The sequence below is a fragment of the Microcoleus sp. w2-18bC1 genome, assembly GCF_036700365.1.
Classification (GTDB): domain Bacteria; phylum Cyanobacteriota; class Cyanobacteriia; order Cyanobacteriales; family Microcoleaceae; genus Microcoleus.
Window position 1 is genome coordinate 1 of sequence record NZ_JAUBOS010000030.1, and the last position, 13778, is coordinate 13778.

Annotated in this window: 10 protein-coding genes; 2 read left to right on the top strand and 8 right to left on the bottom strand. The window is 46.6% G+C overall.

Going from position 1 to position 13778, the window contains the following annotated elements:
- Positions 1-64: 64 nt before the first annotated feature.
- The 4 genes from QT979_RS16680 to QT979_RS16695 all read right to left on the bottom strand — a co-directional run bounded on the left by QT979_RS16680 (position 65) and on the right by QT979_RS16695 (position 2988).
- On the bottom strand, positions 65-445 hold the full coding sequence (locus QT979_RS16680) for an MgtC/SapB family protein (protein ID WP_333311113.1): 381 nt from the start codon (positions 443-445) through the stop codon (positions 65-67).
- A gap of 103 nt (positions 446-548) precedes the next feature.
- Entirely contained in the window at positions 549-1205 is a 657-nt protein-coding gene (locus tag QT979_RS16685) for a hypothetical protein (RefSeq protein WP_333208753.1), read from the bottom strand.
- A gap of 388 nt (positions 1206-1593) precedes the next feature.
- Positions 1594-2559 carry a BadF/BadG/BcrA/BcrD ATPase family protein gene (locus QT979_RS16690; RefSeq protein ID WP_333311115.1) on the bottom strand — a complete coding sequence of 322 codons (966 nt, stop codon included), beginning with the start codon at positions 2557-2559 and terminating at the stop codon, positions 1594-1596.
- 72 nt (positions 2560-2631) lie between these two features.
- Complete coding sequence (locus QT979_RS16695) at positions 2632-2988, bottom strand: zinc ribbon domain-containing protein (protein ID WP_333208750.1); 357 nt, start codon at positions 2986-2988, stop codon at positions 2632-2634.
- 216 nt (positions 2989-3204) lie between these two features.
- Here QT979_RS16695 and QT979_RS16700 point away from each other — a divergent pair, with 216 nt between their 5' ends.
- Both QT979_RS16700 and QT979_RS16705 read left to right on the top strand, forming a co-directional pair.
- On the top strand, positions 3205-3531 hold the full coding sequence (locus QT979_RS16700; protein ID WP_242723321.1) for a phasin family protein: 327 nt from the start codon (positions 3205-3207) through the stop codon (positions 3529-3531).
- A gap of 280 nt (positions 3532-3811) precedes the next feature.
- A complete protein-coding gene (locus tag QT979_RS16705) occupies positions 3812-4399 on the top strand; it encodes an FKBP-type peptidyl-prolyl cis-trans isomerase (protein ID WP_333311117.1) in 588 nt (195 codons plus the stop codon).
- Between the two features lie 92 nt (positions 4400-4491).
- Here the strand turns inward: QT979_RS16705 and QT979_RS16710 are convergent, their stop codons facing one another.
- The 4 genes from QT979_RS16710 to QT979_RS16725 form a co-directional block, all read right to left on the bottom strand.
- Positions 4492-7107: a replicative DNA helicase gene (locus QT979_RS16710; protein ID WP_333311118.1), complete on the bottom strand. Its 2616-nt coding sequence runs from the start codon at positions 7105-7107 to the stop codon at positions 4492-4494.
- Positions 7108-7601: 494 nt separating this feature from the next.
- Positions 7602-8060, bottom strand: a complete 459-nt coding sequence (gene rplI / locus QT979_RS16715; RefSeq protein ID WP_006634794.1) for a 50S ribosomal protein L9 — start codon at positions 8058-8060, stop codon at positions 7602-7604.
- 253 nt (positions 8061-8313) lie between these two features.
- Positions 8314-13410, bottom strand: a complete 5097-nt coding sequence (locus tag QT979_RS16720) for a PAS domain-containing protein (protein WP_333311119.1) — start codon at positions 13408-13410, stop codon at positions 8314-8316.
- A 21-nt stretch (positions 13411-13431) separates the two neighbouring features.
- Positions 13432-13641, bottom strand: a complete 210-nt coding sequence (locus QT979_RS16725; protein WP_333311120.1) for a hypothetical protein — start codon at positions 13639-13641, stop codon at positions 13432-13434.
- Positions 13642-13778 lie beyond the last annotated feature (137 nt).

Sequence of the window (13778 nt, forward strand, 5' to 3'; positions counted from 1 at the left end):
AAACTTATATTTAACTCGGCTTGAAGATATCGATCGCTCTTATTCTTGATGTGCGATCGATTATTCAGCAAGCCCTAATTACTCTCAGAACAAACAACGACATTAAAGCGCCAATTAATGCTAGTTGCCACAACCCGCATCCGGCAGCAGTTCCTAAAGCTGCTGACACCCAAATAGCGGCGGCAGAGGTGAGTCCGTGAACTTCAACTTTACCTCTTTCCTGGTGATTTTGCCGCAGGATTTCTCCGCCTCCCAAAAACCCAATCCCGGCAGCAATGCCTTGAATTACCCGCGCTACAGCATCTCCTCCGTTTTCATTTTTCCCCATTGCTAGCGGCATTAAAACAAACAGTGCACAACCCATGCTAACTAGCATATGAGTTCTCAATCCCGCTGGTTTGTTTCTGAGTTGGCGCTCCCATCCAATAATTCCGCCAACAAACATGGCTAGGCACAACCTTAACAGTATGCCTAGCCAATGATCGGGAGACCACAAGTTAGCGATCGACAATGTTTTACTGCAAATAATTAATCCGAAGATTCCAATATTAGCGGAGTACGATGTCCGATCGCAATCTCACTGCCAAATCTTGTTCCGGGCGAATCACGAGCACGTCAACGCTGCGCCGCCCCAACAATACTCCAGCTAAAGCGCCGATCCCAACGCCTCCCAATACTTCTTCAGTCGCGATCGCTTTGTCGCCGGTAATGCCTGCGAGTGCGGCTGCGGCTGCTGCACCCAAGGCTGCACCTTGGGCTACTGAACCTGTGCCAGCACCTTTCTGGACTCTTTCGGTTCTGGTAATAATTCCTGAATTTCCGTCAATCCGATAGCGTTGGCGGCGGCTGATAATTAACTCTCTGGCAACAAATTGAGTACCCATTTGATTGCCTCTTCTGACAGGTTGCAGTGCCCCGACTATCTGGCTGCCTCTGGGAATTAATACTCTGCCTTGAGGTGTGCGGATGTCTTGCGCTACTGTTAAAGTTAAAGGTGCAGTTTCTTCGCGGGTGACAACTATTTTGTCTTTTTCATAGCTAACTGGAATTACACTGCCCGACGGAATTCGGATGCTATCAAATTGGGAAATTCTTTGTTGGGCTTCTGCGGGAGTAGCTACCACCAGTGGCGCGCTGGTTCCAACTGTAATGCCCAGTGCGAGGACTGCTGCTGTTGCTGAACGCCATTTTTGAGAAGTAATCATATAAATTGTCTCCTTGCTTCGGTTTTTGTTTACTTAGGAACGCACTACTGCTAAATTTGTTTCTTGTTTCGCATTCATCTGATATTTTGATTATGGCAGGCTGGAATTCTACCAGTTGGGAAGATAAGGTTGATAATCCAGAAGTTGAAAATTGGGAAAAATCGAGAAAATCCGCAAGACAGGGGCGATCGGGAAGATAAGGAAGATAGTCAACAGTCAATCGATTTTAGATTTTAGATTTTAGATTAAAGAATTGAAGCATTGACCCCACCAATAAATTCGGGGGGCAAGTTTCATCGGATACAGGTTTTTTATTTCTGGACGGATGAATCACGTGGCGGGTATCCTGGATGCTTTCGGTCAACCGTCAACCGTCAACAGTCAACAACTAATTGTTGAGAGCGTTTAAGGCTAATAATCCAGCACCGAAAGCTGGTTCGTATCGGGGCGAAATAACCTGAGCTTTTGGGGCGATCGCACTTATGGCTGCTTCAAACCGACCTCGACAATTTGCCTCTCCACCCCACACACCTCCTACAATCACAATTTCAAATTCTTCTGTTTGGTTAAATAGCGCTGAAATGGCTATTTTGGTTGAATAGGTTAATTCTGCTACAGCATTATTGATAATGCAGTCAGCGACGCGATCGCCCTCTGCTGCGGCTCGATCGACAATCGGCGCTAAAGCTGCAATTTCTTTGACTCCCCAACCGCGCCCGTAAACAACTTCTACTAATTCTTCTAGGTTATTGAGGCCTAAATGCGTTTGAAGTTTTTCCGCAAGCGTGGTAAAATCTTGGCGTCCGTCATAGAACTTCAAAGCAGCTTGCAAACCCTGAAGGGCGATGTTATATCCGCTGCCTTCATCGCCTAAAATATATCCCCAACCGCCGACTCGTTTAGTTTTCCCTTGACGGTTTTGCCCGAAAACAATGGAACCAGTTCCTGAAATAACGGCGATACCCACTGGATGACCTGTACCGCCAGCAAGTGCGATCGCGCAGTCGCTGCAAATTACGATATTCCTGGGCAGGAACGATCGGGTTACTGGTAAAGTATTCGTCAACTGCAAGTTCTGCACTACAAATTGCACTATTTCACGATCTTTGGGACGCCCAACTCCTGCTAGTCCCAGACCAATTGCTTCTATGTTGAGATTGCTATTCGTCTCGATTTTAGCGGACAGAACTGCTCGTTCGATCGCCAATTGGATGGATAGTTTTGCTGTCTCAATTCCCAGGGTTTGATAATTTGACGGCCCTGCTTCACCCCGTCCTAAAACAAGGTGGTTGTCATCCATTAAAAGGCAGATAGTTTTAGTGCCGCCGCCGTCGATGCCGAATACGTAGCTCATGAATAATTTAGAGAATAATAGAGCAACCCAGATTAACAGAGATATCTCTATTCTACGCTTTGTACAATCCGATTAAATCGACAGAGCAATGCTAATAATAATTAAACCTAATAATGCTAACCAAACCAGATGGCGCTGAGACCAATTTTTGATGGATTGCATCCAGCCGGCGCTGATGTAACGGCTCGTCTGTGGTACAAGCGGCTCAGCTTGATTGTGATAAAGCGTGCATTCTTTGGCAAAGGGACGCTGCGGGTAGTTGCAAGTGTCGTCTGCGTGATAAATACAGGTAGTGCACAGAAATTCTTCGGGTTTTGATCTATAAAGAGGGATACCCGGATGACCGAAAGCTTTGAGGGGGATTTTGCAGTGTGGACAGGCGAGGGCTTGGGCGTCTACAGGTTGGTGACAGCGGGGGCAATCAGGCATAGACCGCAGGGTGATGGGGTAATGTGGTGGGTAGGCTCATTAGCGGGTTTTCCGAACGCCGAGAATGCGCGATCGGCTCGCCATCAGGCGGCTGGATGCTCCAAAATAGAAAGGTAGTTGTGCGCTGATGTAACTTTAAGTTTACAGATGGTTTCGCAGCGACAGCAGGCGACCTGAGCCGATCGGGTATGAAAGGGCAAACATTAGGAAAAATCTATGGATAACAATAGCAACTTACTCAAACAACTGGTAATGCTGGGCATTGGTACTACTTCCCTAGTGGCAGAGAAATTGCAGGAAGTCAGCGAGCAATGGGTCAAAGATGGCAAAATCAATCCTGAGCAAGCCAAAACCTTTGTCGATGACATGACCGAGCACCTGAAGTCTGAACAGGGCAATTGGGATACGCAGTTGCAGCGGCAACTACGGAATATGCTGCAAGATATGGGAGTTCCCCGACAGTCCGAAATGGATGAGTTGCGGGGAAGGCTCGATCGTTTGGAACGTCAGATGCGGGATTTAGAAAACCGTAACTGGCGCTGAGTTCGATCCTCTTCTGCAAGCTTCGCTAACGCCCGCGAGAAGTTCGCTGCTCTCTTGTGATAAGATTGTCACCCGAAGGCAGAATGCTAAAAAAAGGCACTTATGTAGAAGCCATTTATGTAGAATAACAAACATTTTGACTTCATACTTTGGCCTGGAAAATTATCTGGCACCTGCCGTTCTTTGGTGGAAAAGTTCAGATAAAATTTGGTAGTTCTTGTTGTACTAGATGTCTTAGATATCTGAGATATCGCGGTTAAAAGTATTAGGAGGATTAATTTTGCGAGGAGTTCTAGTCAGCTTGGGAGTAATGCTGGTTTGCTTTTTGTTTTTGATAGTCGCTCAAATGGGCGGTTCTGGATCCCAAGCAGTTGCAGCCGAATTGAACAATCTTTTACCCGAGACTGCTATTGAGAAGTTGTCAGCGCAGTCTTTGAATGAAAATAGCTTGCTAGTAGCTGATGCTACTTTACCAGAGGTACCAGCTACTATCGCTGGCAATGACATGACTGATAATACTGAGAAAACTGTCACCACAGATTCCGGTCTGAAATATGTTGAATTGAAAGAGGGTAATGGGGCGACTCCAAAAACCGGGCAGAAGGTGGTTGTGCACTACACTGGAACTTTGGAGGATGGCACGAAGTTTGACAGTTCGCGCGATCGCAATTCTCCTTTTGAGTTCCAAATTGGCGTGGGTCAAGTAATTAAGGGTTGGGATGAAGGTGTCGGTACCATGAAAGTTGGAGACCGCCGCAAGTTGATTATTCCCCCTGAACTCGGTTACGGTGCTCGCGGTGCGGGCGGGGTGATTCCTCCTAATGCTACGCTGATTTTTGATGTGGAATTGTTGAGAATCGCTGGCTAGGTAGCTCAATCTAATTCAACGTAAAACTTTTACGGTGTTTAGAAACCCGGTTTTTTTTAAGAAACCGGGTTTCTGTGTATGTTCTGGTTTATTTACGATCGCTTCGGAGATGCGAGATTGCGGAAGCAGGTAAATTGGGCGTCAAATAATAGTTTGATGATTCCTGTGGGCCCGTTTCTGTGTTTGGTAATAATTACTTCTGCAATTCCGCGATCGGGCGAGTCAGGGTTATAGTATTCATCGCGGTAGAGCATAATTACTAAGTCGGCGTCTTGCTCGATACTATTATGAGCGTACAATCCTTGTGTAGCGAAGTTTTCAACTTTCTCTACAGTTAAATCGTAAACCATTTCTTCGCCGATGAAATTTATTTTTTTTATTTTATCCCAATAGATATCGCTAGCAGCAATTTTCAGCATTTCTTCAGATTCTAGAAGAGTAGCTAACTGCATAGCTCGTTCTCTACTGATATCACATTGATAGGAACTGTCGCCAGAATAGCGCGCGCCCAAATTTGCTTGAATTTGTTTAGTTGTTAAACCCAAACGTTCTCTGGCCATATTAACTTGGGATCGCCAAACTTGGTTGGGAATTAAATCTCGGTTAGTATTAGCCCGTCCAGAATTTTCTAGATATATTTTGACGGCAGCTAAACTTTCTTGTTTATAATTGCCAACCGCACCAATCCGATATACAAATTTTTCTAGACATTGCTTCCCGCCTACCCATACTTGATATTGAGTTCGTCCTTTATTTCCTTGGGAAATGGATTTAAAAGAGGCATTAATATTCAATTTTAATAATAACAATCGAACTCCCCGCGCGAGTTTTTCGCTACTAGATCCATAGTAAACACTGGGATAGTGGGAATTGTCTTTACTCGTGCGGATACAACCATCAGTTGCCCATAGGTGTCGAAGGAAAAGAGCGATCGATTCTTGCGGTTGGGTAAATACTAAACTGGGAATGAATTTTTCATGGGAACGTAAACCAAATATTTCTAATTGTTCGAGCCATTTAGTAATCGGATTTTTAATATTGGGAGCGAGACGATAACTAGCAAAGAGATAAACTTGATACCAATCGCGTTCGCGTTTAATGCGGGGATTAATTTTATCACCAAATACTTCTCTAGCCAAATGTGCAACTAATTCAGCTAAATCTAATTCTCGCGTCGTGTACTGAATGGTATGTCGGGGTAAAGTACAACCATCACCAATTAAATGTCCTAGTAAAGCTAATTCAGCATTACCCATCGTCTGCACTTCAGTACAAGGAATTGAGCGAGGTGTAGCAATTCGATCGCCTATTTTTAATTCATCTAACCGCTTCCAACCATCTGATGTAAAGAACTTATGATTGCCTGTTGCTGTAATCGAATTTCCCAAGCAAGTCGTCATCTCCCAGACGGGCTTGACTCCTGTACAAAAAGCATTAGTCACCATCGCTTTTTCCTGTTTCAGGGTATCTGAATTTAATCCCCAAACAGCAAAGCCAGATTTGCCGACTAAATCACGAATCGGGACTTCTAATCCACTATCCGCCAGGGTAACTAAACTATCGCCACCGAGACAGCCGCTTTCTCTCAAATCAGACATCATGGGTCGCTTGTTTGTCCTCGCTTCCACACCCCGACTCAACTGAGATAAGGCAATAATCGGCACATTGAGTTCGCGGGCTAAACCTTTAAGACTTCTGGTAATTCGAGATAGTTCTTGCACACGGTTGTCGCTGGTACCTTCCATTAATTGCAGGTAATCTAGCAAGACTAATCCTAGGGTGCCGCCTTGTTCTGCTTGGAGGCGGCGGACTTTCGATCGTATTTCTGTGACGGTAATATTGGGAGTATCGTCAATAAATAGTGGTAGTTCTGATAAATTGCCAATGGCTGTACTGATGGGCTCCCATTCGTTTTGACTGATTCTACCCGATCGCAATCGGTTACTTTCTATTTTGGCTTCGCTGGACAGGATGCGCTGCACTAGCTGTTCTTTCGACATTTCTAAGCTGAAAACGGCAACCGGCAATTTCTGCTGTCCGGCGGCGATGTGGTGGGCGATGTTGGTACAGAAGGCGGTTTTGCCCATCGCCGGCCTGGCTGCAACGATGATTAAATCCGATCGCTGAAAGCCTCCTGTCATGGCATCTAAGTCATAGAAACCGCACGGAATACCGGGAAGTGTGAGGCCTTCATTGCGATTTTCTAGGTCTTGAAATGTTTGGTTTAGTGTTTCGCCGATCGACACTAAATCTTGTTGCGGACGTTCTTGAGTTATGCTGAAAATTTCTTGTTCGGCGCGGTCTAAGACTGTTTCTAGTGGTGTTGCCGTCTCGTAACCTAATTGTACTATGTTGTTGCCAGCTTCGATTAATTTGCGGCGCTGATATTTGTCTTCAACTAAAACTGCATATTGGTCGATGTTGACTGCGGAAACTGTGCGATCGACTAATTGTGCTAATTTAGTTAGTCCTCCTACTTGCTCTAACTGATTGCGGTCGGTTAGGGAAGTTGTTACCGTCATTAAATCGGTAGGTTGACCCTGTAAAAATAGCCCTAATGCCGATCGATAAATGACTTGATGAGCGGTGATGGCAAAAAACTCCGGTCGCAGCAGTTCGGCAATTCGGGAAATAGCTTCGGGGTCAATTAAAATCCCGCCCAAAATTGCTTCTTCTGCCTCTATATTTGTCGGCATCAAATCGCTCATTAGTCAATAGTCCTCAGTCAGTCGATTTTAGATTTTAGATTTTAGATTTTCTGTTTTAGGTTTTAGGTTTTAGGTTTTAGATTTTCGGCTTTAGGTTTTAGGTTGTAGATTTTCGATTTTAGGTTTTAGGTTGTAGATTTTAGATTTTAGATTTTAGATTTTAGATTTACTCTACAGATGAATCTGGGAGCTTGAACAATATCCTAAAATTGTAGGTTCGACCATCAGGAGCGTCGGGGCTTGTGTCCGTTTTTCCGGCGGGGTCATTAGTTATTATCAGTGTAAGGTTTTGTAGGAGTGGGATCTGTCGCGAGCTCGCGTTTATACCAGACTCACGCTCTCTCGATCTCGCACTCCTGAAAAAATGCTTCTTACTCTCTGCAGAGATGCTCCGGTTCTCAATCTGCAAGTTAGCGTTACTGAGTCCTTACTTAGCAGTGCTTAGTTGTTAGCTAATGACTAATGACTAACAACTAATGACTGATAACTCTTAATTACATCGGAACCACTTGAATATCAACTTCGGCGGTAACTTCTGCGTGTAGTTTGATTTCAGCTTTGTATGTACCAGTTTGGCGAATTTCGGGTAGGGTGATGCCGCGCCGATCGACTTCTTGACTGGTAGAGTTGAAAATCAGTTCTGCTACTTCTTGGTTGGTAACAGTACCAAAAATCGCGTCTGCTTCGCCAACTTGCTTGGAGATGATGAAAGGCCCAGCCGATTGGAGGGCGGTTTTGCGGACTTCAGCTTGCTGCTTGAGCTCTAGCTGGCGCAGTCTTTCTTCTTCACGGCGGCGCTCTGCTTGCTTGAGAATGCCGGGAGTGGCTCTAAATCCCATTCCTTGGGGTACTAGGTAGTTGCGGGCGTAGCCTGGGGCTACTTCTACTACGTCGCCAGCTTTGCCGAGTTTGCTGACATCTTTATTTAAAACTAATTGGACGCGCTTGGCCATGATCGTGGGTTGTGGGGTTTTAACTGCAACTTTTTATAATAGCGAAGTTTGAGGGGCGATCGCAAGGGAGAAGGAAGTTCGGCAACGGATTATGTAGCGGATGTAACGGATTTAACGGATAGATGTTGAGATTCGAGGTTCGAGGGAAGAAACAGGGATAATATTTTTAACGGGCAAATTCAGTTTGAAATTACGCAAAACGGGGGTGCTGTAATGAGCCAAATCAACTACAGTGCAATGTCTTACAGAGCACTCAGGCTTTATTTTCAAGGCGTTGGGCGATCGATCGCGCTACAGTAGTAACTAACTGGGTCGAATTGATCGGCTTGGCTAAGTGTTGATCAAATCCGGCTTGTAAAACTTGACGCTCGTTCCCTTCTCCAGCATAGGCGGTTAAGGCGATCGCCAACAACTGCCGATACTCAGGCGCAATCTGAGTGCGGATGCGATTTATCAACATATACCCGTCCATCTGGGGCATTCCAATGTCGCTGACGAGCAAATCCGGTGCAGTTTGTTCGATCGACTCTAGCGCCTCAGCAGCAGATGACACGGAAATCACCTCTGCACCCGCTTCCTCAAGCACGAAAGCGACAAAATCTCGCGAGTCGAGTTCATCATCTACCACCAAAATTCTCAATCCAGCTAGCGGCAAGGATGAGAGATCTGGACAAGCAGCCCCATGACGTTCTTCCTCCTCCTGCCTTCTAGAATCATCATTTAATAGCGGTAATCTCACCGTAAACGTCGCTCCTTGACCTTCTCCGGCGCTTTCTGCAAACACCGTTCCGCCGTGAAGTTCGATCAGTTGGCGGACGATCGCCAATCCCAATCCCAAGCCGCCAAATTTGCGAGTTGTTGCGCCGTCTTCTTGTCGGAAATGGTCAAAAACATAAGGCAAGAAATCAGGAAGAATGCCTTTACCAGTGTCTATGACTTGAATTTGAGCTTGGCGTGCGATTTGCACTAATCGAACTTCTACTCGACCGCCTTCTGGCGTAAATTTCACAGCATTTGATAACAAATTCCACACAATTTGTTGCAAGCGACTTGTATCCCCCAGAACTTGCCCGACATCAGTATTTAAAATTGTTTGAATTTGAATTTTTTTAGCTTCGGCTGCTAATTGCACGGTTTCCACAGCAGATGGAATAATGGTTGCCAGATTCATCGGAGCAACATTCAATCTGAGTTTTCCTTGCAGAATCCGAGACACGTCAAGCAAGTCTTCGATTAATTGAGATTGCAGTCTGGCGTTGCGCTCGATCGTCTCAAAAGCCTTGGCACTTTGACTCGCGTTCAGCTTGCCACCGACGAGCAGTTGCGACCAGCCTAAAATCGGATTCAGGGGCGATCGCAACTCGTGAGAAAGCACAGCCAGAAACTCGTCTTTAATGCGGTTAGCTCGCTCGGCTTCCGTGCGGGCAGTTTGTTCTAATTGGAGAACTATATCACGCTCGGTTTCCACTTGTTTGCGTTCTGTAATGTCGATTACAGAGCCGATATAACCCTCAAATTGTCCGCTTTCGGAAAATCTGGGAGCTGCTGCATCTATCGCCCAAGAATATCCGCCATCCTTGCGCCCGACGCGATATTCCACGCTGTACCGTTCCTGGCGTTCCTTGGCGGTCAAAAATGCCTTCTTTACCTGTTCTCGGTCTTCTGGATGCAGCGCGTTTATCCAACCCAATCCCAAACCTGTTTCCTCAGTTTGACCTGTGAATTCATACCAGGTTTCGCTCAAGAAAGTGCAATAGCCTGTGGAGTCTGTTACCCATACCATAAAAGGAGCATTGTTAGCCATATTGCGGAATCGTTCTTCGCTTTCTTGCAGCGCTGATAAAGCTTGTTTGCGTTCTGTGATATCCCGACAGACAATCACTCCGCCTTTGATTTCGCTGCTAGTATCAACTACTGGATAACCGCTGATACTGATCCAGCGATCTTCGGAATCTTCGCGGCGGACAAATACCTCTACATCATTGACATATTCACCTTTGATTGCTCTGGCTAGAGGTAGTTCAGCGGCGGGGAAGAGGGTTTTTTTATCTGCCAAAAATAGTCCGTAAGTGCTCGACCATTCCTCACAAGATTTTTCATTTGATAGCTGACCGAATATTCCTACGGCGGCTTGGTTAAACAACACAAACTCCCCTTGTTGGTTTGCCAAAATTAAACCATCGCCAATGCTGTCAATGATGACTTGCAGTAACTTAGTTTGTTCTTGCATGGCGACTTCTGCTCGTTTGCGATTTGTGATTTCGCTGGAGATGCCAATCAGGCCGATGACTTCTCCCGCTTGATTGCGGTATGGAGCTTTCATTACCAGAAATGTCCGAATGCCATCGTGAGATTCTTCGAGGACTTCTGTTTGTCCAGACTCCATAATGCGCCGATCGTTTTCCGTGACTGTGACTGCAAGTTCTGTTACTGGGTATAAATCGATATCGCGACCACCAATTACTTCAGAAGCAGATTTGCCCATTATTTCCAGCGTGGCTGGATTGGCATAAATAATCTGTCCTTCTCGATTTTTGACAAAAATTGGCGTCGGCGCTGACTCGTTAATTACGTTCAAAATCGCATTTTTTTGGCGCAGTTCTTCTTCAGTGCGTTTGCGATCGCTAATATCGCTCCAATAAACGGTAAGTCCTCCGGCCGCAGGATAGGCGCTCACTTCTATATACATCTGGAGCGAAGGCGAGAACTCTTCAAACTTGACAGAAACTTGTTCGGAAACAACTCGATGAAATTCTTGATATGCCCTTGAATTAAATTCTTTCTCGGCAGGGAATACCTCCCAGATCGATCGACCTAGTAAGTCGTTTCTCGATCGAGAAAGCAGTTTTTCTGCTGTGGCATTAACGTAGGTATAGCGCCATTGTGAATCGATCGCCATAAAGGCATCGGTAATACTTTCTATAATATTGCTGACTTGCTGGGAGGCCGCTTGCACCGCGAGTTCAGCGTTTTTGCGCTCGGTGATGATTTCGCAAAAAATCATGATACCGCCAATCTCATTGGTGTTGGTTCGCCAAGGATGAATTTCCCAGCGCACCCAGTCGATTAAGCCATCAGGGCGGGGAAACTGATCTTCTGGGCAGATTTCGACTGATCCCGCCAGACAGCGCTGGTGGATTTGTTTCAAACGATCGGGCAAATTGGGAAAGATGTCGTAGTGCGATCGACCCACAATGTTTTGAGTGCCGAGCCCGTAACTTGACAGCCAGCGGTCGCTCACCAGCATATACCGCATCTGGCGGTCAAACATCGCCACCCCCGCAGGCGAATGTTTGACGAACAGCCGCAGTTGCTCTTCCTGTTGCCGCAGGAGATTCTCGGATTGTTTGCGATCAGTGATTTCTTGGAAAAGTATGGCGACTTGTCGGCTGTGCGGCTCAGGAGTGCGGAACGCCAAAACGTCGAACCAGCGGTTCATGACTTCCGAGCCGTGCTCGAAGCGCAAGGGTTCCCCCGTCAGGGCGACTTTGCCGTACATCTCAAACCAATAATCTTCGATATCTGGAACGAGTTGGCGCGCCGTTTTACCCGCAGCTTGTTCAAGCCCGGTTTGTTTCAAGAAAGCCGGATTGACTTCCAAAAAGCGGTAATCGATCGGCTTTTCGTTTTCGTCAAACAGCATTTCGATGATGCAAAAGCCTTCGTCTAGGCACTCAAACAAAGTGCGATAGCGTTCCTCAGAGTGGCGCAAAGCAGCAAGAGCTTGTTTGCGATCGCTAATATCCATAAAGGCGGCCACACAGCCACGAACTGCGCCCTGTTCGTCAAATAACGGCACCGCATTCACCAACCAATCAAAGGCCACCCCGTCCTCGCGCACCATTTGAATTTCCACATCTCGCACTTCGACGCCCGAAGCCACGGCTAGTTGCATGGGCAGTTGTTCTCCCGGAATTTCTTCTCCGTTGCGGAATCGTCTAAACGGAAGGGCTGCGGCTTGCTCTCCGGTTCCAGAAACATTGGTATCGGGTGGCACTATCAACATCGACTGGGCAAATCGGTTAGCGCGAATTACTTTACACTGGGGGTCGTCTGCGATCGTAATACCGACGGGTACAGCATCAAGTATCGATTCGAGTTCATTGACTCGTCGTTCTAATTCTTGGTTGAGCCGTTCAATTTCTTTTTTGGTAGCTTTGCGATCGGTAATTTCTAGCACCGTCACATTCACTCCCAGGACGCGATCGTCCTCGGCCCTGAGTGGATAGAGACTCAACAGCCAATCCTGTTCGACTCCCGGCTGTGCTGAGTTCGTCCTGCGAAGTTCGAGCTGTTGAAGTGGAACTTTAGTTTCAATAACTTGTCGGTAAAGCGGCTCTAAATCATCTGCCATTTCTGGCAAGATTTCGCGCAATGTTTTGCCGATGTGGGCGGCGGCTGGAACTCCGTTAATTTCTGCTAGCCAATCGTTGAGGCGGACAAACCGCAACTCAGTATCAAGGAAGCAAAGTCCGATCGGCGCACTAGCATAAATCGCCTCGATTTCTGCTAGTTGTTGATGTGCCGTTTGCGCTTGTTTAATATAAGCAGCCCTAGCCGCTTTCTCCTCAGTGACATCTTGAAAATAAACGGCAAGTCCTGATGGGATGGGATAAGCTCGTACCGCATACCAAGCATTGAGCGGTGGATAAAAAGATTCAAAACTAACCGTAACTTGGAAGGTAGCGGCGTGGCGATATTCCTGCTCAAACAAACTGCCCACTGATTCGGGAAACTCTTCCCAAATGCTGTTGCCAATCAAATCTTTCGAGGGTCGATTCAGCCATCGCGCAGCTTGCGAATTGAGGTAGGTAAATCGCCAGTCTCGATCCAAAGCAAAGAACCCGTCCGAAATACTTTCGAGGGTGTCTGACAGTTGGGGCGCGGGCGCGTTACAGACTGGTTCAGGCTGAGGTTGAGCGATAGAAGTGAAGGTTGTTACTACCGCATAGGGAGTCGATCGATCTCCCTGAAATAAAGGTTGAGAATTGAGCGTCAACCAAATCAATTCTCCCTGTGGCCGATCAAAGCCCATGATGACATTTAAACATGGTTGCCCGGTTTGCAGCGCCACCATCGCCGGATGTGTCTCGCCAGGAAAATCCGAGGCATCCTCACGCAGAGTCTGCCAGCGACTGTTGATTGAAGTGCATAAGAGCATCTGTTCTGCTGTCATCCCCAACAGGTCCTGGGCGTGAGAATTGCACCCCTGAATGCTGCCATCTGCCAATTGCAGAACCATCCCTACATCACTTGACAAAGGGGGGGCTGGGTAGAAGGCTTTGTTAGAATCCGTTGAAACAGAGGGGTCGATTTTTGCTTGGGGTTCAGTATTGCGTGGGTTTTGCATCGGTTTCTAACAACGCTCATTTTACTTTGGGCAAAGCAAATCGCGATCAATAATAGGGAAATAACCAGAGGAACTTTTGACTTGAGCAGGGTGACACTTCAAACCTAAGATGGATGTCGATCGTTCTGCGGTAATATCGATATCTAGACAATTTATTTTATCGTAGAGTCCCACGTCTGAACCAGTTGCGGGATTCAGCACAGGCGACGGAGAATTTTCTGGCTGTTTCAAATGCGAGGTCAGCCCCTCTCATGATTTGTCGGGTTGCTGCATATTAGCCATGGCTGTTACTCGTTTTCGGGTGCGAACAGATGGCACTTGCACACAGATCAATAAGTAGATGAAGCTTGAAAATACATAACCCCTCT

Coding starts and splice junctions, on each gene's coding strand:
- QT979_RS16695 (WP_333208750.1), bottom strand. CDS start 2,988: ATGCCTGATTGCCCCCGCTGTCACCAACCTGTAGACGCCCAAGCCCTC.
- QT979_RS16690 (WP_333311115.1), bottom strand. CDS start 2,559: ATGAGCTACGTATTCGGCATCGACGGCGGCGGCACTAAAACTATCTGC.
- QT979_RS16680 (WP_333311113.1), bottom strand. CDS start 445: ATGTTTGTTGGCGGAATTATTGGATGGGAGCGCCAACTCAGAAACAAA.
- QT979_RS16710 (WP_333311118.1), bottom strand. CDS start 7,107: ATGAGCGATTTGATGCCGACAAATATAGAGGCAGAAGAAGCAATTTTG.
- rplI (WP_006634794.1), bottom strand. CDS start 8,060: ATGGCCAAGCGCGTCCAATTAGTTTTAAATAAAGATGTCAGCAAACTC.
- QT979_RS16700 (WP_242723321.1), top strand. CDS start 3,205: ATGGATAACAATAGCAACTTACTCAAACAACTGGTAATGCTGGGCATT.
- QT979_RS16720 (WP_333311119.1), bottom strand. CDS start 13,410: ATGCAAAACCCACGCAATACTGAACCCCAAGCAAAAATCGACCCCTCT.
- QT979_RS16685 (WP_333208753.1), bottom strand. CDS start 1,205: ATGATTACTTCTCAAAAATGGCGTTCAGCAACAGCAGCAGTCCTCGCA.